Raw genomic sequence first — 24,870 nt, 5'->3', positions numbered from 1 at the left:
GTCCGGTAACGCATCCCACCCCGGGCGGTCAGAGGTTGAAGCCGCCCGACACGTCGATGTTCTGCGCGGTGATCCAACGGCTCTCGTCGGAGAGCAGGCCGGCGATCACCATGCCGACGTCGTCGGGCTCTCCCAGGCGGCCGAGCGCGGTCTTCGCGGCGAGTGCCGGAATCACCTCGGGGAATTTCTCGAAGGCGTTGCCGGAGATGCGGGTGCGGGTGGAGCCCGGCGACACGGCGTTGACGCGGATGCCCCGTGTGCTGAACTCCTTTGCCATGTAGCGGGTCAGCACGTTCAGCCCGCCCTTCATCGTCGCGTAGGCCGAGTAGCCGGGTTCCGCGACCGAGGTCGCCGAGTTGCTGGACGTGTTGACGATGGCACCCGCGTCGGCCATCAGCGGCAGCAGCGTCTGGGTCAGAAAGTACGGCCCCTTGAGCAGGACGCGCGTGAACCGGTCGAACAGTTCCTCGGTGGTGTCCTCGAACATCGCCATCTGCCCGAAGCCGGCGTTGTTGACGAGGTGGTCGAATGTGTCGCGCTGCCAGGTGTCGCGCAGCGCGTCGACCACGCAGGCGCGGAAGGCGGGGAAGCCGCCGGTGTCGCCGACGTCCAGCGGGAGCGCGACAGCGGTGCCGCCCTCCTTCTCGATCGCCGCCACGGTGTCGAGGGCTCCTTGCTGGTTGCCGCTGTAGGTGAGGATCACTCCGACGCCCCGCTCGGCGATCTGTATTGCCGCGCTCTGACCGATTCCGGAGCTTCCGCCGGTGACAATGGCGACCTTCATGGTGTGCCTCCTGGTGATGAATGGATTCGTTTTCCTCGGTGCGGGAATCCGACTCATTCATGGAAGCACTCGGAAAGGGATGGAGAGAATATTGATTCTCTCGCTTCGCTGCACAATCCTCTCGTGGTGAGGACTGAGCGTCCATCGTGGCCCGTCCCACGGGAGATTCAGGGCACGATGGCGGCGGGGCTCACGGAGCGGCGCAGGCGGGCGGCGTCCTGGCTGGGGGGTGCGCCGAACTGACGGCGGTATTCACGGCTGAACTGCGAGGGGTTGTCGTAGCCGACGCTCTGACCGACGCCGGTGATGTCGTGGGCGCGGGTGGCCAGCAGCAGTCGGGCTTCCTGCAAGCGGATCTGCTTCTGGAACTGGATGGGGCTCATCGCGGTCACCGCCTGGAAGTTGCGATAGAAGGCGGAGACGCTCATGCCGGCCAGCTGCGCGACGTCCTCGACCCGGAACGGCTGTGCGTAGTGTTCGCGGATCCACCGCACCGCCCGCGCGATGTAGCTGAGACTGCTGTCGGCCAGGCCGAGTTGGCGCACGATGCCTCCCTGTTCGCCGGTGATCAGCCGCCACAGGATCTCGCGCTTGACGAGCGGTGCGAGCACCGCTCGGTCGCGGGGCTCGTCGAGCAGGCGCAGAAGCCGGATCACCGCGTCGAGAAGCGCATCCGGAGCGTCGCTGACGGCGATGCCCGGCGACGCGCCGCCGCCGGCGCGGGGGATGTCTCCGGGTCCGGCCTGCAACAGCAGTTCAGCGACGGCGGAGGGCTCCAGAGTGAGCCCGAAGCCCAGTGCCGGGTGCTCCGGGGAGGCATCCACGAAGTGCCCGGTGACGGGCAGGTCGACCGAGGTGACGAGGTACTGACCGGCACGGTATTCGTACACCCGCTCCCCCAGCGCGAGGCGTTTGGCGCCCTGGGCGATGACCGCAAGCACCGTGCCGGACATCGACAGGGACGGCGGGTCCGACCGTTCGACTCGCGAGATGAGGACGCCGTCGATCGCGGTGGTCCAGTCGGGCCGCGCGTGCCGGACCAGCAAGCTGCGGAGCTCGTCGAGGTACATGTCTCCATTGCAGCACACAGCCGGTCGGGTGTTCCTGATCGGAGGAGGATTGTGCAAGGGAGCGCGAGGATCGATGTGTCGATTTTCCGGCCCCCACGGCTTGAATGGAACCAGTGAATTCCACGGAGCAGACGACCGGCTCCGTGTCCTGGACGAAAAGGCCACCTCTCTCTCGTGAAAAGGAAAGTCGCCGTGACAGCCGCCTATGGATTTCATGCCACCTTGACCGCCAGGCCCGGAATGAGCGACCAGCTGGTCGACCTGTTGCTGACGGGCCTGCATGAGGGCAGCCCCGGCGCGAGCGAGTACTGCGTCGTCTATCTGGTCTGCCGTTCGGCGTCCGAGCCCGACGTCGTCCACATCACCGAGGGCTGGACCAGCGAGGAGGACCACCACCGGCTCTTCGCCGGTGAGGCCGCTCAGAGCGTCGTGTCGCAGATCGAAGGGCTGTTGCTCAAGGAGCCCGAGTACACCGACCAGGTGCCGGTCCACGGCAAGGCCGCGTTCTGAGCGCGCTGATCGTCACATCGTTCGCCATCGACCTGCCGCCCCCGCCCCGCCCCCGCCTCGCACCAGTCCCGCTGAAAGGACCCGCCGTGACCCAGGCACGCCCCGACATCGACCCCGAACTCCGAGCGCTGCTGGCCGACATGGCACTCCCCTCCGAGCTCGGCCCGGAGGTGCTCGCGCAACTGCGGGACCTCCCTTCCACGCCGGTCGACACACTCCTCGAAGGCCGCGCGGTCGCGCGACGTGAGGCCACCGTTCCCAGCGGCGACGGCGCGCAGATCCCCCTGTCGATCTTCAGCCCCGCAGGGGCCCGTCGCCCGACGAAAGCTCCGTGCGTCTACTGGATGCACGGCGGCGGAATGGTCATGGGGGACCGCTTCTCGCAGATCGACATCCCGCTGGAGTGGCTCGCCGCGTTCGGCGCCGTCATCATCTCCGTGGACTACCGGCTGGCGCCGGAGGCCACCGGCACGACCTTGGTCGACGACTGCCACCAGGGCCTGCTCTGGATCTTCGAGCACGCCGAGGATCTGGGCGTGGATCCCACTCGTGTCGTGATCGCCGGTGCCAGCGCGGGCGGAGGCCTCGCCGCCGGAACGGCGCTGATGGCCCGCGACCTCGGCACTGTGCCGATCGCCGCCCAGATGCTGATCTGCCCCATGCTCGACCACCGCAACATCACCACCTCCAGCCGGCAGTACTCCGGCGGGCCCGGCGTCTGGACGCGCGAGATGAACGAGTTCGGATGGCGATCCGTACGCGGCGGCCTCCCGGAGGAAGATGTGCCCGCCTACGTCTCCCCCGCGCTCGCGGACGATCTCTCGGGCCTGCCGACCACCTACATCGACGCGGGCTCGGCCGAGGTGTTCCGCGACGAGGACGTCGACTACGCCACGAGGATCTGGGCGGCCGGCGGCCAGGCGGAACTGCATGTCTGGGCGGGAGGCTTCCATGGCTTCGACGCGCTGTATCCGCAGGTGAGGGTGTCGGCGGCGGCGCGCAGGACGCGCAGGGACTGGCTCGCCAGGGTGCTGACCACCCACGCGTGACGGGCGTCGCCGAGGAGAGCGCCCCGGTTCCCGCTGGTGAGGCCCCCGGGCCGTCACATCCGAGGGCCTCGTCTCCATCCTCCTACTCGGCCGCAGTGGGACGGAGCCGTACGCGAGAGGTGGTGGGGGCCGGGGCATACGCCGTGCCCTCCGACGTTAGGGTGAAACGCATGGAACCCCGCTTTTCCGCAGGTCAGGTCGTCGTCCGGCGCGAGATGCTGGATGATCGCGAATGGCTGGTCTACCCCGTACGCGTGGTTGCCGACGACGGCCGCACTCTTGCCGTGTACCTCGCCCAGGGGACGCCGCTGACCTTCGGCCGCGGCGATTTCTCCTGGGGGCTGCACCCGTGGGTGGACTTCGACCACTCCTGGCAGTCCAGCGGGGTTCTCCAGTTGCAGCGTGCGGGCGACGGATACGCGGTCTGGGCGCGCTGGGAGGGGGCCGCGCTCAAGGACTGGTACGTCAACTTCCAACGGCCCGTGCGACGTACCGAGCGCGGTTTCGACACCCTCGACCAGGAGCTCGACCTGGTGATCCCGGCGGACGGCTCCCCCTTCGTGTGGAAGGACGTCGACCACTTCGAGGAGCGGGTGCGCGCGGGCGGCTTCGGCCCCGGTGAGGCGGAGGCGGTACGCGCCGCCGCTGACAAGGTCGTGCGGCTGATCGAGACCAGTGACTGCTGGTGGGAGCAGTGGCGCGACTGGCAGCCTCCGACCGCGGTCGAGGTGCCCGGGCCGCTGGCCCTGGAGAATGTCACGGTGACGGACCCCGGCATCTGACTCGGTCCACAGGAGCCCTGCGCTCCCGCGCGGCCGGGTACACCCGCGCGCCGGGACCGGCCGCACCCGTGTGCCAGGGAAAGAGAGGCCTCCGCCCCTCCTCGTCAGGGCGATATGTGAGCAGCTCAGTGCTACAAAAAGGGCATGACGGGAAATTCTCCCCTTCGCTCGGCGCTTTCCTCGCTCCGCTCGTCGGTCGCTCGGTTCTGGGGCAGGCGCACCGTGCGCCGCTCAGCACAGCACGCGCGGAGCGCCTCTTCGGCCAACTCGTCCTCGGCGCCCGGGAGATCACGGCGGCGCGGGCTGCGTGCCTTCCTCGGTGAGCGCAGCGCCGCCGGACAGGTGCTCATCCTTCAGATCGTCGTCGCCGCCGTGTTGATCGCGGGCGCAGTGGCCGCGCTCTCCTTCGAAGCGCAGCACGACGGCCAGCAGAACGCCGAGAACCGCTCGCTCGCGGCCGCAGAGTCGTTCGCGGACGCTCCGGGCACCGAGGCGGCACTGAGATCCGGGGCACCGGCCGACGCTCTGCAGCCTCATGTCGAAGAGGCACGGCACGGCTCGGGCGTGGACTTCGTCTCGGTCATGAACCCGTCGGGCATCCGCCTCGCCGACTCCGATCGCACACTGATCGGTCTGCGGGCCGAAGGGATCGACCGGGCCGCGTCCGGGGAAGCCTTCACCGAGATCTTCCGAGGAGACCCGAGCAAAGCGGCGCGCGCGGTCGTCCCCGTGACCGATGCCGACGGCACCGTCGTCGGTCTTGTGGCCGCCGGTGTCCGGATCGAGCACATCGGCGCCTATGTGAACCGTCAGATGCCCGTCCTCTTCGGCTCCGCCGCCGCCGCACTCGCGCTGGCGACGATCAGCGCCGTGCTGGTGAGCAGGCGACTGCGCCGCCAGACCCACGGCCTCGGCCCCACCGAGATGACCCGCATGTACGAGCATCACGACGCCGTGCTGCACGCGGTTCGCGAGGGCGTGCTCATCATCGGGAGCGACGGCCGGCTGGTGCTGGCCAACGATGAGGCGCGCAAGCTCCTGGAGATTCCCGTGGGTGCGGAACGGCGCCGCATCGTCGATCTCGGCCTCGACGGCGACATCGCCGAACTGCTCGCTTCCGGCCGAGAGGTGACGGACGAGGTACATCGCGCGGGAGACCGTCTGCTGGCCGTCAACACACGGCCGACTGCACCTCGTGCGGGCGTGCCCGGCACGGTGGCCACGCTGCGTGACACCACCGAGCTGAGCGCCCTGACCGGCACGGCGAGGGTGGCTCGTGAGCGGCTCGGCATGCTCTACGAAGCGGGGGTCCGGATCGGCACCACACTGGATGTGCGGCAGACCGCCGAGGAACTGGCTCAGGTGTCCGTCCCCCGGTTCGCGGATTTCGCGACGGTGGAGCTGCTGGACAGCGTCGTACGCGGCGAGGAGCCAGGGCGTGTGGACACGGATCTGCGGCGTGCGGCATTGAGCGGTCGCCGCGCCGACAGCCCGTTCCAGCCGGTGGGCGACGTCATCGGGTTCGACATCCCCACGACCCCCATGGCCGCGGCTCTGGCGAGCGGTCACGGTGTGCGGGAGGCCGACCTGACCGTGGCGCACGGCTGGCGTGCCCAGGATCCCCCGGGGCGGAAGCGGCCCTCGCCTACGGAATCCGTTCGCTCGTGACGGTGCCGTTGCGAGCCGGGGGTGTCGTCCTGGGGGTCACCAATTTCTGGCGTACCAAGGACGCCGCGCCGTTCGAGCCGGAGGATCTGTCCTTCGCCGAGGAACTTGCCGCGCGTGCCGCCGTGGCCATCGACAACGCCCGGCGTTACACGCGCGAACACGCCCTCGCCGTGGCGCTTCAGCGCAGCCTGCTGCCCGGCGTGCTGCCCGAACAGGACTCCGTGGAGGTGGCCCACCGCTATCTGCCCGCGCACGCCGGGGTGGGGGGCGACTGGTTCGACGTCATCCCGCTTCCCGGTGCTCGGGTCGCGCTGGTCGTCGGTGACGTCGTCGGACACGGCATGCATGCCGCGGCCACCATGGGCCGTCTGCGCACGGCGGTCCACAACTTCACCACGCTCGACATGCCGCCCGACGAGATCCTGGGACACCTGGACGAGCTGGTCACCCGTATCGAGGAGGAGGAAGGCGGCGACGGCATCACGGGAGCCACATGCCTGTACGCGATCTACGACTCGGTCACGGGCCGGTGCTGTCTCGCACGGGCCGGGCACCCCGCTCCGGCGCTGGTCCGTCCCGACGGCACGGTGGAGCTCCTCCCGGACGCGCCCGTGTCTCCGCCGCTCGGAGTCGGCGTCCTGCCGGTCGAGACCGTCGAACTTCAGCTGCCCGAGGGCAGCGGGCTGGTCCTGTTCACCGACGGCCTCGTCGAGCACCGGGACCGCGACATCGACGCCGGCCTCCATCTCCTGCGCAGCACGCTGACCGAAGGCGGGGACCGGACGCCCGAGGAGATGTGCGAGGCCGTCGTCCGGGCCATGGTGGTGCCGGACCGTACGGACGACATCGCCCTGCTGGTGGCCCGGACCCGCCTGCTCGAACCCTGGCGGATCGCGGAATGGGATCTGCCACTGGATCCTTCAGCGGTCTCTCCCGTGCGCGCCGCGTGCGGCCGGCAACTGGAGGAGTGGGGGCTGGCGGACATCGCCTTCACCACCGAGCTGATTCTGAGCGAGCTCATCACCAACGCGGTCCGCTACGGGGCGGGGTCCGTCCATGTGCGCCTCCTGTACGAGCGAAGCCTCATCTGCGAGGTGTCCGACGGCAGCAGCACCGCCCCGCATCTGCGCCATGCGGCGACGACGGACGAAGGCGGGCGCGGGCTGTTCCTCGTCTCCCAGTTCGCCCGGCGGTGGGGCATCCGGTACACGCCGGCCGGGAAGGTCATCTGGACCGAACAGCCGCTGTTCGACGCGCCGCAGCCTGCTGTGGACCAACTCCTGGACGCCATCTCGTGGTGAGCGGCATCGCGTCGAGGCGGCTTCCGCACCGAAGGAGCGCCGGGGCGGGGGGACATCCCTTGCCGGCGCTCCTGCGGACACGATCCAGGTGCGGTCAGCTCACCGCACACGCTCAGGTGGTTCGATGACGTGCTGGAAGGCGGTCATGCACGGAAAGCAGTGCCGTTCTGTCGAGTACTCCTCCTGGTCCTCGGACCGTCGAAGGCCACAGAGCGTCTTGGTCTTGTCCGGCGCCAGCACGTGCCAGGCGGGATCCTCACCTGCGGCAGTGGCTCCGGCCCACATCTCGTACATGCCTCGGCTCCTCTGGCTAGGCAGCACTCTTCACCTACATGCCACCATGTCCGCCACCCACGGGCGCCTTTTGTTACTCCACTCCGGTGATGCGGGCGCGCGGGAGGTTTGCCCCGCTCCGCGGCGCACGGGGGGCATCACGCCTCCGGTTCGCAGCAGCGCGGGTCACCACTTGTGTGCCACGTCCACGATCAGCTTGTCCCCGGACTGCAGCACCCGGAACGGGAGCCTCGCCCGGACACCGAGCCCGATCTGTGTGCGTCCTTCGAAGCTCGCGCCGAACCGGGTGTCCTTGAACGTCTTGTACCCGGTCACGTCGACGCCCGGCAGAGGCTTCGCGGCCCGTCCGCCATAGGTCTGACGGAGCGTCACCGGGTCGTAGCTCGGGGCGGATACATAGATCTCCAGAATGGCGCCCCCGCCGACCGGTATCGGATCGCCGGAGCCGTCCTGGTGGAACGCGTCGACGTAGCCGACGTAGTAGCCGAGCTTGCCCGTGGCTCCCTTGACGTCGAAAACCATGCGGTCGTAGCACTCGCCCCGGGACGTCGTCACGTTTCGCAGCGGCTTCGAGTCCGTGTCGAGGGCCTGCTTGACGGTACTGCCCCACACCGTCGAGCACGCGGTCGGCGACGCGGCGCCCGATGCCGGCTGTGTCGCGGCTCCCGCCGGTCCCACCGCTGCCACAAGTCCCGCACCCGCCAGCGCAAGTGCCACGCCTGTTGCCCAGTAACTCCGCATGATCTGCTCCCCCACATCGATGAGTTGCCCGTACGCCCTGTGAGACGTATGAACGGCGCGTACGTTGCGCAACTCGCAGCTTTCAGCCACAAAGAGGCCCAAAGCTGTCCTCTCGCCCCTCTCCGGGAGGGATGAGGACGAGCGGCAACTCCGTTCGCAGGGACCGCTCTGCGACGAGCCGACCCAGGGCTGTTTCGGAAGGGGCAGCGGATACTGAAGTGCGAGGCGAGTACCCATAGGGTGACCCCATGTCTGCCAGGTTGAGCTCCCGAAAAACCGCCGCCGCGCTCCGGACGTCGGCGCGTGTGTCCGCCGAGTTGCTGTTGGTCCTCGTCATGGCCGCGGTGGCCCTGTGGGTGCTCGGCCGTATGTGGTCGGTCGTCTGGCCCCTCATAGTGGGCCTGTTCCTCACCACGCTGACGTGGCCCCTGACGCGGTTCCTGCGCCGGCACGGGTGGCGACCCGCTCTGGCGGCGTCGGTGGTCACCGTGCTGTTCCTCCTCGTCGCCGTGGGAGTTGCGGCGCTCATCGCGGTGCCGGTGGCGTCCCAGTCCGGCGAGCTGACCGACGGTGTGGTCGATGGCATCGCGAAGCTGCGCGAGTGGGCCGCCGGGCCGCCGCTGAACATCGGCGACGACCAGATCACCAAGGCCCTCGACTCCGGGGTGGCACGCCTTCAGGGCAGCATCGGCAGCATCACCTCCACGGTCGTCACAGGAGTGAGCACCGTGTTCAACGGTGTGGTCACTGCCGTGCTGGCGCTCTTCCTGATGTTCTTCTTCCTCAAGGACGGTCCGCGGTTCCTGCCGTGGCTCACCCGTCAGCTGCCCGGCCGGCTCGCCACCGACATCCCGACCGTGGCCGCGCGCAGTTGGGACACCCTGAGCGCATTCGTGCGTTCCCAGGCGCTCGTCGGTCTGCTGGACGCCGTCTTCATCGGCCTCGGCCTGTGGATCGTGGGAGTTCCGCTGGTGCTTCCGCTCGCGGTGCTGACCTTCGTCTCGGCGTTCGTCCCCATCGTGGGTGCCCTGTTCGCGGGGCTGGTCGCGGTGCTCATCGCGCTGGTGTCGAACGGCCTGACGGACGCGCTGATCGTGCTGGCGATCATCATCGTGGTGCAGCAGCTCGAAGGGAACGTGTTCCAGCCCATCATCCAGAGCCGTGGGCTCGGCCTGCACGCCGCGATGGTGCTGGTGGCCGTGGCGCTCGGCGGCAACCTGGCCGGAGTCGTGGGCAGTCTGCTCGCGGTACCGGCGGCCGCGCTGATCGCGGTGGTCTGGAACTACGTGCGCGAGCAGCTCAGCGATCCGCCGCCGGCTCCGACGGCCGACGACCCCGCCGCCGTCCCGTCGTAGCGGCTGCGGCACGCGGGCGGCGTGTCAGCGCGCGTGCCCGAGGGCGGCGGCGAGAGCGTCGAGATACCGCGTGACCGGGCCGAGGGTGAGCATGCCGCTGCCGGCCCCGGCCAGTTCCCCGGCGGCGGGCAGGAGTTGCGCATACGCGCGTTCCATCGTCGTCCGGTCCCCGAGTGCGAGCGCGGCGCGCGCCGCCAGGCACCACAGTGCCTCGCACAGCAGATCGCGGGGCGGGTCGGGAAGTCTGCTCAGCGCCGCGGCGGCCTCGTCGCGGCGGTCCTGGGCGAGCAGGACCTGGGGACGCGCCCACGGTTCGTAGGGCCCCCAGTCCGTCCGGTCCTCGGCCGGAGGCAAGGGAGTGGCGGACAGGTCGTCGGCCGGCGCGAGCCGGGACGCACGCAGCCGCAGGCACAGCAGAGTGAGGGGCAACAGGCCCTGTTCCAGACCGGGCATGCCGGCGCCGTCGAGTCGCGCGGCGGCGGCGCGATAGGCGGCTTCCACCTCCTCCGGCCGCGCCCGGCCCGTCGCGTCGAGCCGTAGCGCCCGGTACCACTGAGTGAAGACGCCCACCAGGGGCAGTTCGTGACGCTCCGCCAGGCGGTCGGCGGCGGCCGCATGCCGGTCAGCGGCCTCGAAGTCCCCGAGGGCGCCGCGTGCTTGGATGCCGATGAGGTGTCCGAGTACCTCGTAGGTGGCCAGACCGTGCCGGGCGGACAGGGCGACCAGTTCGTCTCCGGTCTCCGCCCGGCGCCCGGCCAGACCTGTGCGGTCGAAGGACTGCATGAACACGGCGTTGAGGGCGAAAGCGAGCAGCGCGGGGTCGTCGAGCCGCCGGGCGATCTTCTCCGCCTGCCGGGCAGCGTCGGGGCGGCGCCCCGGACCCGTGCCGCGCGTCTCCAGAGCGATCGTGGCCAACAGGCGGGCGCGCGAGGCGGGGTGAGCGTCTTCCGGCAGGGCCGCGAGCGTCCGTTCGGCTGCCGCGACGACCTGTGCGGCCTGCTGCGGGTCGTCGACGCGGGGCCAGATCGCGGGCACGTCATAGGCACCGATCACACGGGCGGTCAGTTCCGCGTCCCCGGACTCCTCAGCCGCCGCGATGGCGGCCACGCGATGCCGGCGGGCTGCTTGCAACCCGCCTCCGGACGTGACGGCGAGATTCCGCAGGAGGCTCACGGTCGACTCGAGTCGGGCGCGGGCGCCGGGGCCCACCGTGCGGTCGTAGTCGGCGGCCACCTCGGCCCATACCCGGCCGGCCGGACCGCCCGACCCGGCCGCCGGGTCCAGATGAGGAGCCTGGGCGAGGATGTCCGCCTCCAGACGGCGCAGCCGCGGGGCCGGGTCCACCCCCAGCTGCTCGACGAGGAGGGTGCGGGCCCGGCGCAGCACGGCGAGTGCGTCGCCCTGGCGGCCGGTGCGGTAGAGCGCGAGAGCAAGCAGTCTCCACGCGTCCTCGCGCCAGGGGTGCTCGCTGACGTGCGCATCCAGGTCGGACACGGCACGCGCGGCAGCGCCCAGAGCCAGCAGCGTCTCGGCGCGGCTCTCGGCGGCCTGGAGCCGCAGCTCCGCCAGCCGGGAGCGCTCGGTGCGGGCCCACGGTTCGTCGGGGAACTCGGCGTAGGCCGGACCGCGCCACCACGTCAATGCCTCGTCCAGCCGGGCGAGAGCCTGCTGGGGCGGCAGGGTCGCGGCAGTGCTGACGGCCCGGTCGAAGCGCCAGGCGTCCACGGCGTCCTGCTCCGCGCGCAGCGCGTACCCGGGGCCCTCGGTGACCAGCAGCCTCGCCGGGGTGCGGGGAGGGCGCTGCGGTTCCAGTCCGCGCCGCAGAGCGGACACGAAGGTGCGTACCGCTCCCACGGCTCCCGGCGGCGGTTCGGCCCACAGGTCCTCGACGAGGCGGGCGACCGGGACGACACGGCGGCGGGCGACGATCAGCCGGGCCAGTACGGCGCGGTGCCGCGGCCCCTTGAGCTCAACCGCGTCTGCGGCGCCGTCCCACGCCACCACCGGCCCCAGCACCCCGAACGTGACCTGCACGCATGACCGCCCTTCCGGGGCATCGCCCCAGGTCACGGTAGCGCGCTCATCGGATGCTCATCCGCCGCGGGGAGGCTCGGAGCACCTGGTTCGCCGACCGAAAGAGCACCCCCATGGCGCCTGTCATTCCCGGATTCACCTACGACCGCGTACCCGTCTGCGCCGGTGTGTCCCTCAGCGTCGCCGTCGGCGGCTCGGGACGTCCGCTCGTCCTGCTGCACGGCTTCCCGCAGACCCACCTGATGTGGCGGCATGTCGCCGCGGACCTCGCGGCCGACCACACCGTCATCTGCCCCGATCTGCGCGGCTACGGAGCCAGCGACAAGCCGGTGGAGACCGATGGCACCGTCTACGCCAAGCGCACCATGGCCGCCGACATCGTGGCCCTGGCCCGTGCCCTGGGGCACGAGCGGTTCGCTCTGGCCGGGCACGACCGCGGAGCGCTCGTCGCTTTCCGCGCAGGGCTCGACCATCCCGAGACGATCACTCATCTGGCATGTCTCGACGTGCTGCCCACGCTGGACATGTGGGAGGTGATGCGCGGTGTCGACGCCGCGGTCGGCTTCCACCTCTATCTGATGGCGCAGCCGGAGGGCCTGCCCGAGCGCATGATCGCCGCCGCCCCGGACGCCTTCTTCGGCTATTTCCTCGACACCTGGGCCGGCGACGCCGGGGCCGTCCCCGCCGACGTGCGCGCCGCCTATCTGGACGCCTGCCGCGCCGCCGTGCCCTCGATCGTGGCCGACTACCGCGCCTCCGCACGCATCGACATCGAGCACGACCGGGCCGACCGGGACAGCGGCAGCCGGCTGACGATGCCGGTCGGCGTCCTCCAGCAGGACTGGGGCGCCGCACTCGGCTTCGACGCCGCAGCGCTGTGGGGTGACTGGGCACCGCGGCTACGGCACACCTCCGTCGCGTACGGCCATTTCATGGCGGAGGAGGCGCCGGCGGAGGTTGCCCGGGAACTTCGCGCGCTCATGACCGGCTGAGACGGGCCACGGATCAGCTGTCGCCCCTGTGCAGGGAGGGAAGGACCCGGGAGATGAGCAGCGCGACGTCGTCGTGGTCGCCGGCGTGACGCAGCGTGCTCAGGAGCAGCTCGCAGGTTTCGTCCAGCGAGCGGTGGGGGTCGTCCAGCAGTCCCAGCAGCTTGGCCAGGCACTCGTCGATGGACGTGTCGCGCCTCTCGACCAGCCCGTCGGTGTACAGGACGAGCTGGTCACCCGGGCCGAGGTCGATCGTGGTGCTGTGGAAGTGGTTCCCACCGACGCCGAGCGGAGTGCCGGTGGGCAGGTCCAGGAGCTCGCGCCGTCCGTCGATGCGCAGGACGGCCGGTGGCAGATGGCCTGCGAGGGAGATGCGGCACTGCGCGGTGTGCGGGTCGTAGACGGCGTAGACGCAGGTGGCGATGGTGTCCTGCTCGAGTTCGTCGGTGATGTGGTCGAGATGCCGGAGGACCTCGGCAGGGTCGAGGTCGAGGCCTGCGAGGGTGCGGGTCGCGGTGCGGAGCTGGCCCATGTTGGCCGCGGCATTGACGCCGCTGCCCATGACATCTCCGACGACGAGGGCGGTCTTGTCACCGGCGAGCGGGATGACGTCGAACCAGTCGCCGCCGATCTCGCTGGCCTTCTGGGCGGGCTGGTAGCGGGCGGCGATGGCCAGGCCGGGCCGTTTCGGCGGCGGGTGAGGCAGCAGGCTGCGCTGGAGCGTGAGAACGGTACGGCGCTGTTCCTCCACGGCACGGTGCCGCTCGGTGACGTCCACGCTGGAGGTCACCACCCCCAGCACCTCCCCGTTGGGTGCTTCGAGCCGGTGGAAGGAGATCGACCAGGCGTGCTCGTGGTCCGGATCGGCATGCGTGCGGCCGCTGGTGTACTGGTCGAGGACGGGGACACCGGTGACCAGGACCTTGCGCATGGTCCCTTCGAAGGAGTCGTCCAGGAACGGCAGGACCTCATGGACGTGCCGGCCGACGTGGTCGGCGGCGGGTACGCCGTTCATCCGCTCCTCCGCCGGGTTGACCGACACATACCGGAGGTCCGTGTCCAGGACACCCAGACCGATCGGCGACTGGGACACCAGCCGGTTGGAGAGCGCCAGATCCCGTTCGACCTGGCGCAGCGTTGTCTGGTCGGCCGCCAGCCCCAGGGCGTAGTAGTCGCCCTGGTCGTCCAGCAGCCGCATGTTGCGGAACTCCACCAGCCGGGTGCTGCCGTCCTTGTGCCGGACCGGAAAGACCCCGGCCCAGCTCTCGCCGGCCTCCATGACGTGGGCGAACATCCCCACCGCCGTCTCCCGCTGCTCCTCGTGGACCAGCAGACGGCCCGCGTATCTGCCGAGGGCCTCGTCCGCGGTGTAGCCGAAGAGAAGCTCGGCCTGCGGGCTCCAGAGGTCGATCCTGCCCTCGTCGTCGAGGAGGACCGCCGCCACGTTCAGGACATCGAGGAGGCCACCCGTTGCGTCGCTGGGGGCTATCCCCGTGTAGGGACCGGCCCGGAAAGACTCGGCTGCACCCATTCCAGGCCCTCCTCTCCGCATGCACCGCCACCGGCAGGGCGCCGGTCCGGGCCGGGGCCCGGTTTGCCCGTCTTTGCCACCTCTATCGTCCCCCTCAATGGGCAGCTTCGGCACTGGCGGCCGTCGCGAGCCCCCGGAACGTGGGTGGAGCGGCCCCGGAGACCGGGGCCGCTCCCTGTCGATCATCACCGTCGGTGACCGGGATCAGCAGGCTGCACGCCGGTGGCCCATGCGGACACCGGTCAGCAGAACCATCCGTTCTGGACCCAGCCCCGCCGGTTGATGTCCCCGTAGGCGAAGCCGTAGACCCAGTCCCCGTTCACTTTCTCGACGAGGAAGGTCTGGCCCCGGTAGAGCGTGCCCATCCACGCTCCGTGCGGTGCGGTCACACGGACGAAGAGATCGGTGGCGCAGACAGTCTCGCGTTCGCCGACGGTCCCGTTCGCGGCCTGGGCGGGCGTGACGGTCAGGGCGGCGGCGAGCGCGAGGCCGAGGACGGCGGCCGCGCGCAGGGGGGTGCGTTTCATCAGTGACTCCTTCGAGGGTGCCGGGGGCTGCTCGAACGCCGGGGGGACTACCAGGAGCCGAAGCCGCCGAGGCATTCCTGACGGACGTAGCCCCAGTCGTTGGGGCCGAAGTCGAAGGTGGCCGCCCAGCCGTTGTAGACCGGGTGCGCTCCACGGGTGTGCCCGACCTTGTTGCCGCGCAGCAGGGTGCGCTTCAGGCCGGTCGGGCCGTGCGCGCTGTCGTAGTTGTCGTAGAAACTGGCGCTGTCGCACACGATGACGGCGTGGTCCGGCGTGGTGGGGTCGGCGTGCGCCGTGGCCGAGGTGGCGACGAGTGATCCCGCTACCAGTGCGCAGGCCACGGCGGCCTGTCCGATGGTCTTCATGCACGAGCTCCCTGAGCAGTGGGTGGGGTGCTTCGAGGAGACGGACGGGTGTCCGGGTCGGCGCGGTCAGATGCCGCAGGAGGACGCGGACCAGAAGCGGGACGGCCGGTGGTCGACGTGTGCGTGGTCGTTGTGGGCGGGGTAGCCCGGGCCGAGGATGCCGTTGAATCCATGGCTCCTGGCCTGCTGGGCGAGCTTGCACAGCGTGTGCGGGCCGGCGCCGAGGTCCGCCGCGTCGCCGTAGAGGTGCCTGCTGCCGGCCGCGCCGCCGACGGCGTCGTTGCAGGCGGTGGAACGGAATCCGCTGGTGACCCGGAGGGGCTGGTCACCCAGTGCGTGGCGCATGGCCTCCAGCTTCCACATCGTGCGCAGGGCGTTGGACTTGGCGGTGCCGGCGGAGACCGCGCCACCGGCCCAGGTGGTGTTGCAGGTGTTCAGTTCGGCGAAGGAGAAGTGCACCGGCGTGCAGTCGTTGTCCTGCAAGGCGTAGATCCGCTCGAAGGTGGCGGGGCCGGCGATCCCGTCGGCGGGCAGGCCGTAGGCCTGCTGGAACCGGGTCACGGCCGCCTTGGTGGCGGGGCCGAAATCACCGTCGATGCCGAGTACGCCTCCGTAGCCGGGATATCCGGCGACGCGGATCTGCAACTCGGTGACATCGGCGCCGGATGCGCCCTGCGAGAGGGTGCGGTTCCAGGTGTAACAGCCGTCCGCGTGGGCCGATCCCGCGGTGACGAGCGAGCCGGCGAGCAGACCGGCCGCGAGCAGGACCAGGGCCAGGACGGATCTGACGATGCGGTGGGGCATGGGACCTCCAGGTCCGAAGTACGTGCGGGGGGGGACGGGATTCAGCAGACGTAGAGGCTGTTGGGGTGGACCTTTTCGCAGTACCGGACGTGCAGATGGTTGTCGTGTCCGGCGTACTGCGTGGTCAGGCCCTCGGAGATGAGCTGTGGGTCGTTGAAGAAGACGAGCGCGACGTGGCCGGGGGCGGCGGCGCGCACGGCTTGGACGAGACCGCGGGTGGCGGCCCGGTCGTAGGTGGCGGACTGCCAGGTGATGCGCGAGCCGGTGCACTGGGCCGAGTCCGTCCGCACCGGCCAGAGGTCGATGTCGAGGCCGACGCGGTGGCTGGCATGTCCGTTGATGGCTCCGCCGTGTTCGAAGCCGGCGTCGCCCACGGGGATCCTGCCGTTGCCGGTGGCGGCGAAGGACGCCGCTGCGGCTTCGAGTTGGGCGACGGCGGCGGCCGTGGCCCAGTTGGCGGTGGTGTTGCCGTCCGGGTCGACGTCGCAGAGCCCGCTGCCGGAGCCGAAGGCGGCGTTCTCGTAGTGCCACAGGAGGTTCTTCCAGGTGTCCGGCCCGACGATGCCGTCGGCAGTGAGTCCTCCGTGGGTCTGGAACGCCTTGACGGCAGCGGTGGTTGCGGCGGTGAAGCTCCCGTCGACGGTCAGCCCGGCGCTGCGTTTGGCGTTGAGCAGCGACTGGACGCCCTTGACCGCGGGTCCGGTGTCGCCGCCCCGTACGGTGACGAACAGCCTGGCCCAGGTGGCGGGTCCGACGATCCCGTCGACGCCCAGGCCCTCGGCGCTCTGGAAGGCCCGGACGGAGCCGGTGGTCCCGGAGCCGAAGATCCCGTCGGCGGTCTGGCTCCGGCCGTGCGCGGTCAGCAGGTGCTGAAGGGCGACGACGTCGGCTCCTCGGTTGCCGACGCTCTGTGTCGGTGTGAAGGCCTGGGGGAATGCGTGGGCGGGGGCGCCGACACCGGTCAGAAGGAGGACCGCGGCGGCGATGAACAGCCAAGCCCGCCAAGGGAGTCGGCCGCGATCAGGGAGCCTGTGCTTCATGGCGCGAGCCGTGCATAGGGGCTGCATGGGGTGTCCCTACTTCCCTGACTGGAGGGCCGACCAGGTGGCCGGGCCGGCGATACCGTCCGAGGAGAGTCCGCGGGAGGACTGGTAGTCGCGCACGGCCGACTCCGTGCCGGTGCCGAAGGCGCCGTCGATGCCGACCGTGCGGCCGAGCGCGGCGGTGAGGGCGCGCTGGATCCGCGTCACGGCTTCTCCGGTCGATCCGGTGCGGATGACCGGGCTGGAGCCCCGGGAGAGCAGGGCCGTCCAGGTCTTCGGCCCGGTGATGCCGTCGCCGGGGAGCCCGCGAGCGGTCTGGAAGGAGCGGACGGCGGCCGCCGTACCCGCGTCGTAGGTGCCGGTGGGTGTGCCGGCGCCCGGGTCGTGTCCGGCGCTCTTGAGCAGGCACTGCGCGGCGCTGACCCGGCTGCCCGTGGAGCCGGACGTCAGCGTCGGATACGCGGTGAAGCTGAGGTTCGTGGTCGTACAGCCCGTGGGTGACGTCGTCGCGGTACGGACGTCGAGATAGTTGCGGTCGATGCTGACGGTGACGCCGCCCCAGGTCTCGGAGACGTCACCCGCGTACTGGTGGATGCGCTGGTGGTCGGCCCAGTAACCGGCGGGGACGTACGTGCCGGTGTTGGTGTCGGCGGCGTTGTTCCACCAGGCGTACCAGATGTGGTCGACACGGCTGTAGGCGCCGTTGTCGTACTCGGTGGCCGCGTCCCGGATGCCCGACGAGGCACTGGAGTAGAGGCCGGAGAGATAGCCCCGGACATGCAGCGCATCCGTCCAGCCGGACAGGTAGGACAGCACGGATGCCTTGCACGAGGCGGTGGACGGATAGCCCTCGATGTCGCTGTAGAGGGCGCTGCCCGCGGGAATGCCGAGCGACTGTGCGGCGGCCACGGAGGCGTCGGCCGCGGCGGACCCCTGGGACCGGGCGGTGGCCGGCGTGGTGGACATCTTGTTGGAGAAGGTGGAGCACGGGGCCTGTTTGCCGACGTCGATGGGTATGAGCCGCCATCCCTTGGCGGTCTGGTCCGTCACCCAGTTCGCCGTGAGGTTCGGCTGTCCGCAGGCCCGGGTCGCTCCGCTGATGTAGACGCCGACGGCGCGGTAGGGAGAGCTCGCGTACCAGGCGTTCATGGTGGCGGCGGAGGGCGCGGCGCAGGCGTCGAAGCCCTTGCCTGCGAAGGTGCCGGGCTGGGGTCCGGCGGCGGCCAGGGGTGTGGCATCGGCACGGTTCGGCACCGGGGTTCGCTCCGCTCCGGCGGCCAGCGTCGCGGAGTCGAGGACGCGGCGTACGGCCGGCTCGGTCTCGGGTGTGTGGGCCGCGGTGACGAGCACTCCGGCGTCCTCGACGGCGACCCTGATCTCGGCATTGCGGGACACGGCCGCCGGGGCCACGGCCGTACCGCCGACCGCGCGGGCCGTGGTGCCGGTGATCCGCTGCGCGGACGAGGCGTCGAGCGGTTCGACGAGCAGGCCGGCGGTTCGCCCGACGAGGTGCGCCGGGCAGCTGCTGCGTGCACCGGGGCGGCCGAGGTAGACCGTGGGGCGGTCGAAGCGGATGCACGCGTCGGGCTGCTCGGTGAGGTCGACGACCTGCCAGCTGTCCGGTACCTCGATCTCGTATCCGTGGTAACCGACCGTATGCGTACCCCTGTTCACCGGATCGGCCCCGGCCGGCGCCACAGCCACCCCGCCCACCAGGGCCAGGAGCGTCACTGCCACCGACCACAGACGTCGGCACCTGACTGAACGCGGTTCCATCAGCGGTCTCCTGCCGGTTCACGGAAGTAGAGACCTGTGTCTACCGGGCGGTAGTAGCACGGTGGTTGCGCGACGGTTGCGCGGCTTGGCATGCTCACATCGGCCACTGGCGGGCAGTCCCGGGCCACGGCCGCACGATCCGAGCACGACCTGGGCGGTGTGATGCGTTACCGAATCCTCGGGCGGCTGGAAGTCTTCGACGGCACGCGGTGGACGTCCGTGAACGCGGCGAAACAGCGTGCGGTTCTGGGACTCCTGCTCATCGACGCCAACCACTTCGTCTCCGCCGACTCCCTGATCCACGAGCTGTGGGGCGATCAGGTCCCGAGCTCGGCGGCGAAGTCCCTCCAGGTGTACGTGCACCGGCTCCGGAAGCTGCTCGGAACGGCGCAGGGCAGACTGCTCACCCGGTCCGGCGGCTATGAACTCTCCCTGCGCGCGGGCGAGTCGGACGCGGAGCGGTTCGCCACCCTCACATCCGCCGGGCGCGCCGCACTGGCCGGCGGGCAGCCGGAGGAGGCCGTGCGCCTCCTGTCCGAGGCCCTGGGGCTGTGGCGTGGCCGGGCCCTCGGCGACGTCCTGCCCACCACGTCGGTGCTGGCCGAGTCCGCACGGCTGGAGGAGTGCCGGCTGACCGCACGCCAGGCTCTCGCCGAAGCCAAACTCGCCGCGGGCATGCACGGCGAGGTGGCGGCCGAACTGGGTGCCCTGCTCGCCGAACAGCCCTTGCACGAGTCCCTGTGGGCCACGTTGATGATCGCCCTGCATCGCTCGGGGCGCCGATCGGACGCCCTCCACGCGTTCGCCTCGGCACGGCGCCTCCTCCACGAGGAACTGGGCGTCGCCCCGGGTGCCGTGCTCCAGGAGGCGCTGCGGGCCGTACTCGACGACACCGAGCCCCGGACCACCAGGACGGTCTGTCAACTGCCGCCCGCCGTGCCGGACTTCGTCGGCAGGCAAGCCCACCTCGACCAGGCGCTCGGCCTGCTCGGCGGCCCGGCCGCGGGGGCGCCGCGCATCGTCGTCGTCACGGGTGTCGCCGGGGCCGGCAAGAGCGCGTTCGCGGTGCACGCGGCGCATCTGCTGCGCGACGCGTTCCCCGACGGCCAGCTCTACGCCGATCTGCGCACCTCCGCACAGCATCCGGCCGAGCCCGGCGACATCCTCTTCTCGCTGCTGCGCACCCTCGGGGTGAGCGGCGGCGCCATCCCCGACGGGCTCGCGGAACGGTCGCGGCGCTACCGGGCCGAACTCGCCGACCGCCGCGTCCTCGTCGTCCTCGACAACGCCCACAGCGAACGACAGGTGCGCCCGCTGCTGCCCGGCACCGACGACAGTGCCGTCCTCGCCACCAGCCGCAGCGCACTGGCGGGCCTGGAAGGCGCACGCCGGCTCGACCTCGGGCTGCTCCCCGACGACGAGGCACACACCCTCCTGGCCCGCGCGGTCGGCGACGACCGCACCCGGCGCTCCCCCGGAGCCGCCGCGCGCATCGTCAGCCAGTGCGGAAACCTGCCCCTCGCGCTGCGTATCGTCGGCGCACGGCTGGCCACCCGCTCCCACCTCTCCGCCGGCCGCATCGCGGATGCCCTCTCGGACGAACGGCGGCGCCTGGACGAGCTGATCGCCGGAGACCTGGCGGTACGGGCCAGCGTCTCGCTGAGCTACGCGGCCCTCGAACCGAGCGCGGAACGCGCCTTCCGCTTACTCGGCCTGCTCTCCGCCGCCACCGTTCCCGGCTGGGTCGTCGGCGCGCTCCTCGACTGCGGGCCCGCGGAGGCGGAACGCGCCCTGGACCGCCTCGTCGACAACCGGCTGCTGGAGGTCGCCGGGCCCGACGCCACCGGCGAACCCCGCTTCCGTATGCACAACCTCGTACAGCTGTGCGCGCAGGAGCAGGCCGCCGCGCACGAGCAGCCGCACGAGCAACGGGCCGCGCTGGCCCGGGTCTGCACCGCCTATCTGCACCTTGCGCAACGGGCCGACCGGGCCCTCGCCTCCGGCTTCGCAGGCCCCGTGCCGACACTGCCGGCCACCTGGCACCCGCCCGCAGCCGACCGGCTGCCGGCCGGGCCGCTCGCCTGGCTGAGCGCGGAACGGGCCACGGTCTGTGCGCTGGTACGCCAGGCCGAGCCCGGTACGGCGTGGCGGCTCGCCGCCGCACTCGCCGACTCCTTCGAGTCGGCAGCCCGCTTCGACGACTGGCGCGACACCCACGAGACGGCGCTGGCGGCCGCACGCGCGGCGGGCGACCGGCTCGGCGAGGCCGTCATGCACCGAGGGCTCGGCGAACTCAACACCGCTCAGGACCGCTACAGCGAGGCCATCACCAGCTTCCAGCGGTCCCTGGACGCCTATGCCCTGCGCGGCCGACCGGACCCGGGCGAGGCGGCAGCGGCTGTCGGCCTCGGCGTCCTGCTGCGGTTGCGCGGCCGGTACCGGGAGGCGGCCTGCCGGCTGGAACAGGGCATATCGGCCGCGCGGGAGACGGGCAACGCGCGCGCCGAGGCCTACGCGCTGTGCGCGCTCGGCACCGTACATCTGGAACGCGGGGAGACCGCCGCGGCCCGTATCGCCTTCGGCCGCTCACTCATGCTCTCGCGCACCGCGGGCTATCGCCGGGGCGAGTTCTCCGCACAGCGCTGCCTCGGCCTCGTCGAACTCGCCGTCGGCCGGCTCGCCGGCGCCCGGGAACGACTGGAGACGGCCCACCGGATCGCCACCGGCCAGGGAAACCATGTCGGCGAAGTGCACGTCCTCCAGTGGCTGGGCCACCTCACCGACGTGCACGGCGACACGGAACGCGCCGAGGGCATCCTCGACGGATGCCTGGCCGCGTACCGCCGTTTCGGCGAACGCTTCGGGGAGGCCATCACCCTGCGGGCGCTGGCCGATCTGCACCTGCATGCGGGGCGCCGGCCCGCGGCCATGGAGAGCGCCCGGCAGTCGCTGGCGATCTGGCGGCGGCTCGATTCGCCGTACTGGACCGCCCGTACGCTCGACGTCCTCGCCGACATCCACGAGGAGGACGGCGCCGGCGAGCGGGCCCGCCACGAGGCGACGGCCCTGCGCGCCTCCCTCGGCCTCTCCCCCGACCTGCGCCCGGCGCTCACTCCCTCCCGGCGCCGGCTGGGCGGGCACCTGGCACCGGCGGCCGCGCCATGAGGGGCTCGCGGCGCTCACGCGGGCGACGGCGCGGACTCGCCGGACAGGACGAGCCGTGGGGCAACCTGCCGCCTACGCCGGTGGGTTGAGCTTGCGGAAGTACGTCCAGCTCGTCTCGTTCGGCTCGCTCCACTTATCCGGGGCCGCGGCGAACTCCGGGTGACGGTCGGCGATGTAGGCACGGGTGCGCTCGGGGACCTCCGTGTACGAGCCGAGCTTGCGGCCCCGGCAGTGGAACGTGAGGCCGCCGGGCCGCTGTCCGCGGGCCATCCAGGGGAGCCACGGGGACATACGGCTCCACGACATGGTGGCCGGAACGCTGGGCGCGGGGCCGGCCAGGTCGGCGCGGTCGGCGAAGAACTGGAAGAGCTCCAGGGCCTTGTACGTGTCGCCGGCCGAGTGGAGGGGGTACTGGGCCACCGGCAGCGGTGAGGGGTAGGCGAGCGGGATCTCCAGGCTGTAACACACCTGCCCGCCGAGCTCGGTCGTCGGAATCGGGAAGGGACGCCACCGCTGGTTGGCCGGATCGTTCCAGACGTGCACGACCGGCTGGCCCTCCCAGGTCTCCAGGATCTCGCGGGTCGCGGGGTCCAGGTAGAAGGCGGCCTCGCGGGTGAGCAATTGCCAGGCGTCCGGTCCGGCGTCGGGGTCCTCGACCAGGCGGGCGACGTTGAGCCCTTCGAAGCCGAAGACACGCCGGTAGGGCTCGTCGGGAGCCCAGGAGTACACGTCGCCGGACCACCAGAAGGTCACCTCCGTGCCATCGAGCGAAGCACGGGTGCGGGCGAAGGAGCGGAACAGCTCTGCGGGTGTGGTCATACGGACTACCCTGCGCCGCCGCCACCGCGAGGAAACACGCGGGTCGGCCGGCGGATCATCCAGGTCGGCCCCGGCGGCCCCCGCCCTCAGGAGAGCCGACGCGATCGCGCCAGGGTCGCGCACGCTGCGGGACTCGTTCCTGGTCACCAGGGTGGTCGGGGGCGGCTGGGGATGATGAGATCGCCCGAGTGCGAACTCTCGGGCCCGAAAACCGGTGGAGCAGTACCGCTGCGCACCACTAGCGTGCTGCCGAACCAAGTCGTCTGGGCAAGGACGTGCCGTTGTACACCCTGTGAGACCTCCCGAGCGCTGAATCGTCGCGCGTCGCGCATGTGCGCCGCGCTCCTTTTTGCTGCGGACTTCTCACTGAAACCGGTGTACTTCTGTGCTCAACAACTGGGTGGTCATGCCCACCTGCCTGCCTCTTGTCCTCCGCCGATGCCACGCGTGCGCGTCAGAGCGCTTCCGGGCAAGCGGAAAATTCCGCGTCAACGCGAACCACAAGGTGATCGACGCCTGGCTCCTCGTGCTCTGTACCGCTTGCGGGGACACGGCGAAGCTCACGGTCCTGGAGCGGGTCAATGTGCGCTCCGTACGGCCTGAGCTGCTGGACCGGCTGCATGACAACGACCCTGGTCTGACAGCTGAGCTGCTCCAGGATCCGCTCGTGCAGCACCGTAGTCGCATCGCTCTCGACTGGGACGACGCCTGGCGCCTCGACACCGGCGGATCGGATCACCTGGACCGCGAGGTGATCGACATCTCGGTCCGCTTTGCGGCCCGGATCCCCGTCCGGCCGGTGCGACTGATCGCTGAAGGCTGCGGTCTTTCGCGGGCCGAGGTGGAAAGGCTGATCACGGAGGGGAAGCTCGTGTCGGCTGTCCGGCTGGGCGGCAAGCTCTCCGGCGACTTCACCTTCACACTGAAGCGCTGAGCCCGTCGCGGGACCAGGGCCTGTCCGGCGGATATGCCGGACAGGCCCTGGGCTCGGAGTGGGATCGACGCCAACTGATCAGAAACGAACGCGGAGTTGAGACAGCGGCTCACAGACGCCGCCGGCCGAGGACACAGAACTCGTTGCCTTCGGGGTCCGCCAGGACGCCCCAGGACCGCTCATCCTGACCGATGTCGACATGCTGTGCGCCATGGGCCACAGGACGAGCCACCTCGGCAGCCTGGTCATCCGGCCTGAAATCGAGATGCAGTCGGCTCTTCGCCGTCTTGTTCTCGTCGACCCGGACAAAGTCCGACCCCGGCAGGCGATCCGGCGCCGGGCGGATCTCGAACTCGGTCATCCACCGAGCTCAGACCCGTGCCGTACCTCTCGGCAGGGCGGCCAACTCGTCGGGCTTGGGGCCCAGAAGACCCCATCCGGGCTGTTCGGCGGCCGGTTGCAAGCGACCACGAGACAACGGCTCGGCCAGGGCGTCGCTCCGACGACCAGCCTCCCTGTCGCGGGCCTATCGAAAACCGCATACGCCACCGCAACGGCCCTCCGTCTCCCATGGGGGTATGAACCACAACGCATCCCTGTCCGCACCGGCCCGCCGCGCACGCGGGATCGTGCTCATCGGCCTGGCGGTCCTCGGCGTGGCGAGCGCCCTGTTCGTCCTGTGGCGGCCGCTCATGATGTCCGCTCCGATGTGCATGGCCGGGCGGTGGCACGGCTGCTTCGACACGTTCAACGGTGTGGTGCTCATGACCCTGGTCGCACTGCCGTTGGCCGCACTGGTGGTGTGGGCTCTGGCGAGCCGTCGGCGTGCCGCGGGCATCCCATCGGCGTGGCGGATGTCGCTCGCCGAGGTGGGCATGGTCCACGGGACGGTGCCGTTCCTCTGGCTGACCATGATGCCGGGCGGCGGGGCCGGCCTCGTCCCCGCCCGGGTGAGCCTTGTGCCGCTGCGCGATCTGGTCACGATGGGGTCTCTGGGGATCGCCGGCAACCTGCTGGTCTTCGCGTCGCTGGGGTTCTTCGCCCCCATGCGGTTCGCGGCGTTGGCGTCCGTGCCGCGGATCCTGGCGCTCGGGGTGGGCTGCTCGGTCCTCGTCGAAACGGCACAGTACGTCCTGCGGCTGGACCGGGTGTCCTCCGTGGACGACGTCCTGGTCAACGCCTGCGGCGCCGTGCTGGCCGCGCTGGCGTCGCGCCGCTGGTGGCGCACTGCGGCGGAAGCGCCGTCGGACCCGCCTCGGCCCGCCATGGCACCGGTGGGCTGAGGCGTCGGTCCGGTCGGTCCGATCGGTCCGGTCTGCACACGTTCTT

At 70.9% G+C, this 24,870-nt stretch carries 20 protein-coding genes and 2 pseudogenes; 9 read left to right on the top strand and 13 right to left on the bottom strand.

The window, feature by feature from the left end:
- Positions 1-28: 28 nt before the first annotated feature.
- Both ACQPWZ_RS34085 and ACQPWZ_RS34080 read right to left on the bottom strand, forming a co-directional pair.
- A complete protein-coding gene (locus ACQPWZ_RS34085) occupies positions 29-784 on the bottom strand; it encodes an SDR family NAD(P)-dependent oxidoreductase (protein WP_433573363.1) in 756 nt (251 codons plus the stop codon).
- A 167-nt stretch (positions 785-951) separates the two neighbouring features.
- Entirely contained in the window at positions 952-1,854 is a 903-nt protein-coding gene (locus ACQPWZ_RS34080) for an AraC family transcriptional regulator N-terminal domain-containing protein (protein WP_433573362.1), read from the bottom strand.
- A gap of 192 nt (positions 1,855-2,046) precedes the next feature.
- Here ACQPWZ_RS34080 and ACQPWZ_RS34075 point away from each other — a divergent pair, with 192 nt between their 5' ends.
- The 4 genes and pseudogenes from ACQPWZ_RS34075 to ACQPWZ_RS34060 all read left to right on the top strand — a co-directional run bounded on the left by ACQPWZ_RS34075 (position 2,047) and on the right by ACQPWZ_RS34060 (position 7,164).
- Positions 2,047-2,364, top strand: coding sequence for a putative quinol monooxygenase (locus tag ACQPWZ_RS34075; protein WP_433573361.1), 318 nt, complete (start codon positions 2,047-2,049; stop codon positions 2,362-2,364).
- An 86-nt stretch (positions 2,365-2,450) separates the two neighbouring features.
- Entirely contained in the window at positions 2,451-3,413 is a 963-nt protein-coding gene (locus ACQPWZ_RS34070) for an alpha/beta hydrolase (RefSeq protein WP_433573360.1), read from the top strand.
- 170 nt (positions 3,414-3,583) lie between these two features.
- On the top strand, positions 3,584-4,195 hold the full coding sequence (locus ACQPWZ_RS34065) for a DUF402 domain-containing protein (protein WP_433573359.1): 612 nt from the start codon (positions 3,584-3,586) through the stop codon (positions 4,193-4,195).
- A 342-nt stretch (positions 4,196-4,537) separates the two neighbouring features.
- Positions 4,538-7,164, top strand: a pseudogene (locus ACQPWZ_RS34060) (SpoIIE family protein phosphatase).
- Positions 7,165-7,263: 99 nt separating this feature from the next.
- Here ACQPWZ_RS34060 and ACQPWZ_RS34055 read toward each other — a convergent pair.
- Both ACQPWZ_RS34055 and ACQPWZ_RS34050 read right to left on the bottom strand, forming a co-directional pair.
- Positions 7,264-7,458, bottom strand: coding sequence for a hypothetical protein (locus tag ACQPWZ_RS34055; protein WP_340477255.1), 195 nt, complete (start codon positions 7,456-7,458; stop codon positions 7,264-7,266).
- A 165-nt stretch (positions 7,459-7,623) separates the two neighbouring features.
- On the bottom strand, positions 7,624-8,199 hold the full coding sequence (locus ACQPWZ_RS34050; RefSeq protein WP_433573358.1) for an AMIN-like domain-containing (lipo)protein: 576 nt from the start codon (positions 8,197-8,199) through the stop codon (positions 7,624-7,626).
- Between the two features lie 248 nt (positions 8,200-8,447).
- Between ACQPWZ_RS34050 and ACQPWZ_RS34045 the strand changes: the two genes are divergently transcribed.
- Complete coding sequence (locus ACQPWZ_RS34045) at positions 8,448-9,554, top strand: AI-2E family transporter (protein ID WP_433573357.1); 1,107 nt, start codon at positions 8,448-8,450, stop codon at positions 9,552-9,554.
- A 24-nt stretch (positions 9,555-9,578) separates the two neighbouring features.
- Here the strand turns inward: ACQPWZ_RS34045 and ACQPWZ_RS34040 are convergent, their stop codons facing one another.
- The gene (locus ACQPWZ_RS34040; RefSeq protein WP_433573356.1) at positions 9,579-11,588 is read right to left on the bottom strand and encodes a BTAD domain-containing putative transcriptional regulator; all 2,010 of its coding nucleotides are present in this window, start codon (positions 11,586-11,588) and stop codon (positions 9,579-9,581) included.
- A 113-nt stretch (positions 11,589-11,701) separates the two neighbouring features.
- On the opposite strand from ACQPWZ_RS34040, the gene ACQPWZ_RS34035 reads away from it, so the two are divergent.
- Entirely contained in the window at positions 11,702-12,580 is an 879-nt protein-coding gene (locus tag ACQPWZ_RS34035; protein WP_405575022.1) for an alpha/beta fold hydrolase, read from the top strand.
- A gap of 13 nt (positions 12,581-12,593) precedes the next feature.
- On the opposite strand, the gene ACQPWZ_RS34030 is transcribed toward ACQPWZ_RS34035, so the two are convergent.
- From ACQPWZ_RS34030 to ACQPWZ_RS34005, 6 genes are all read right to left on the bottom strand, one after another.
- Complete coding sequence (locus ACQPWZ_RS34030) at positions 12,594-14,108, bottom strand: SpoIIE family protein phosphatase (protein WP_433573355.1); 1,515 nt, start codon at positions 14,106-14,108, stop codon at positions 12,594-12,596.
- A gap of 242 nt (positions 14,109-14,350) precedes the next feature.
- Positions 14,351-14,635 (bottom strand): hypothetical protein, encoded by a 285-nt coding sequence (locus ACQPWZ_RS34025; RefSeq protein ID WP_340477250.1) that lies wholly within the window; start codon positions 14,633-14,635, stop codon positions 14,351-14,353.
- A 47-nt stretch (positions 14,636-14,682) separates the two neighbouring features.
- Positions 14,683-15,000: a hypothetical protein gene (locus ACQPWZ_RS34020; RefSeq protein WP_340477249.1), complete on the bottom strand. Its 318-nt coding sequence runs from the start codon at positions 14,998-15,000 to the stop codon at positions 14,683-14,685.
- A gap of 66 nt (positions 15,001-15,066) precedes the next feature.
- Positions 15,067-15,804, bottom strand: coding sequence for a D-Ala-D-Ala carboxypeptidase family metallohydrolase (locus ACQPWZ_RS34015; RefSeq protein ID WP_433573354.1), 738 nt, complete (start codon positions 15,802-15,804; stop codon positions 15,067-15,069).
- 41 nt (positions 15,805-15,845) lie between these two features.
- Positions 15,846-16,844 carry a penicillin-insensitive murein endopeptidase gene (locus tag ACQPWZ_RS34010; RefSeq protein ID WP_433573353.1) on the bottom strand — a complete coding sequence of 333 codons (999 nt, stop codon included), beginning with the start codon at positions 16,842-16,844 and terminating at the stop codon, positions 15,846-15,848.
- Positions 16,845-16,880: 36 nt separating this feature from the next.
- Complete coding sequence (locus tag ACQPWZ_RS34005; RefSeq protein WP_433573352.1) at positions 16,881-18,584, bottom strand: glycoside hydrolase domain-containing protein; 1,704 nt, start codon at positions 18,582-18,584, stop codon at positions 16,881-16,883.
- A gap of 201 nt (positions 18,585-18,785) precedes the next feature.
- Between ACQPWZ_RS34005 and ACQPWZ_RS34000 the strand changes: the two genes are divergently transcribed.
- Complete coding sequence (locus ACQPWZ_RS34000; RefSeq protein WP_433573351.1) at positions 18,786-21,788, top strand: BTAD domain-containing putative transcriptional regulator; 3,003 nt, start codon at positions 18,786-18,788, stop codon at positions 21,786-21,788.
- Between the two features lie 72 nt (positions 21,789-21,860).
- Here ACQPWZ_RS34000 and ACQPWZ_RS33995 read toward each other — a convergent pair whose 3' ends face one another.
- Positions 21,861-22,607, bottom strand: a complete 747-nt coding sequence (locus tag ACQPWZ_RS33995; protein ID WP_433573350.1) for a DUF1838 family protein — start codon at positions 22,605-22,607, stop codon at positions 21,861-21,863.
- 385 nt (positions 22,608-22,992) lie between these two features.
- Here ACQPWZ_RS33995 and ACQPWZ_RS33990 point away from each other — a divergent pair, with 385 nt between their 5' ends.
- Positions 22,993-23,541 (top strand): DUF1062 domain-containing protein, encoded by a 549-nt coding sequence (locus tag ACQPWZ_RS33990; protein ID WP_433573349.1) that lies wholly within the window; start codon positions 22,993-22,995, stop codon positions 23,539-23,541.
- A 109-nt stretch (positions 23,542-23,650) separates the two neighbouring features.
- On the opposite strand, the pseudogene ACQPWZ_RS33985 reads toward ACQPWZ_RS33990, so the two are convergent.
- A pseudogene (locus ACQPWZ_RS33985) lies at positions 23,651-23,896 on the bottom strand (VOC family protein); the annotation flags it as partial.
- 223 nt (positions 23,897-24,119) lie between these two features.
- On the opposite strand from ACQPWZ_RS33985, the gene ACQPWZ_RS33980 reads away from it, so the two are divergent.
- The gene (locus ACQPWZ_RS33980) at positions 24,120-24,824 is read left to right on the top strand and encodes a VanZ family protein (protein WP_433573348.1); all 705 of its coding nucleotides are present in this window, start codon (positions 24,120-24,122) and stop codon (positions 24,822-24,824) included.
- Positions 24,825-24,870 lie beyond the last annotated feature (46 nt).

The organism is Streptomyces sp. CA-251247, from assembly GCF_050952975.1.
Lineage (GTDB): Bacteria > Actinomycetota > Actinomycetes > Streptomycetales > Streptomycetaceae > Streptomyces > Streptomyces achmelvichensis.
Note: the sequence above shows the minus strand (reverse complement) of the source record. Positions and strands in the feature narration are given on the sequence as shown.

Excerpts from the sequence above, each read along its gene's own strand:
- ACQPWZ_RS34085 (WP_433573363.1), bottom strand. The coding sequence starts at position 784 with ATGAAGGTCGCCATTGTCACCGGCGGAAGCTCCGGAATCGGTCAGAGC.
- ACQPWZ_RS34080 (WP_433573362.1), bottom strand. The coding sequence starts at position 1,854 with ATGTACCTCGACGAGCTCCGCAGCTTGCTGGTCCGGCACGCGCGGCCC.
- ACQPWZ_RS34065 (WP_433573359.1), top strand. The coding sequence starts at position 3,584 with ATGGAACCCCGCTTTTCCGCAGGTCAGGTCGTCGTCCGGCGCGAGATG.
- ACQPWZ_RS34055 (WP_340477255.1), bottom strand. The coding sequence starts at position 7,458 with ATGTACGAGATGTGGGCCGGAGCCACTGCCGCAGGTGAGGATCCCGCC.
- ACQPWZ_RS34050 (WP_433573358.1), bottom strand. The coding sequence starts at position 8,199 with ATGCGGAGTTACTGGGCAACAGGCGTGGCACTTGCGCTGGCGGGTGCG.
- ACQPWZ_RS34045 (WP_433573357.1), top strand. The coding sequence starts at position 8,448 with ATGTCTGCCAGGTTGAGCTCCCGAAAAACCGCCGCCGCGCTCCGGACG.
- ACQPWZ_RS34035 (WP_405575022.1), top strand. The coding sequence starts at position 11,702 with ATGGCGCCTGTCATTCCCGGATTCACCTACGACCGCGTACCCGTCTGC.
- ACQPWZ_RS34030 (WP_433573355.1), bottom strand. The coding sequence starts at position 14,108 with ATGGGTGCAGCCGAGTCTTTCCGGGCCGGTCCCTACACGGGGATAGCC.
- ACQPWZ_RS34025 (WP_340477250.1), bottom strand. The coding sequence starts at position 14,635 with ATGAAACGCACCCCCCTGCGCGCGGCCGCCGTCCTCGGCCTCGCGCTC.
- ACQPWZ_RS34020 (WP_340477249.1), bottom strand. The coding sequence starts at position 15,000 with ATGAAGACCATCGGACAGGCCGCCGTGGCCTGCGCACTGGTAGCGGGA.
- ACQPWZ_RS34015 (WP_433573354.1), bottom strand. The coding sequence starts at position 15,804 with ATGCCCCACCGCATCGTCAGATCCGTCCTGGCCCTGGTCCTGCTCGCG.
- ACQPWZ_RS34010 (WP_433573353.1), bottom strand. The coding sequence starts at position 16,844 with ATGAAGCACAGGCTCCCTGATCGCGGCCGACTCCCTTGGCGGGCTTGG.
- ACQPWZ_RS34000 (WP_433573351.1), top strand. The coding sequence starts at position 18,786 with ATGCGTTACCGAATCCTCGGGCGGCTGGAAGTCTTCGACGGCACGCGG.
- ACQPWZ_RS33995 (WP_433573350.1), bottom strand. The coding sequence starts at position 22,607 with ATGACCACACCCGCAGAGCTGTTCCGCTCCTTCGCCCGCACCCGTGCT.
- ACQPWZ_RS33980 (WP_433573348.1), top strand. The coding sequence starts at position 24,120 with ATGAACCACAACGCATCCCTGTCCGCACCGGCCCGCCGCGCACGCGGG.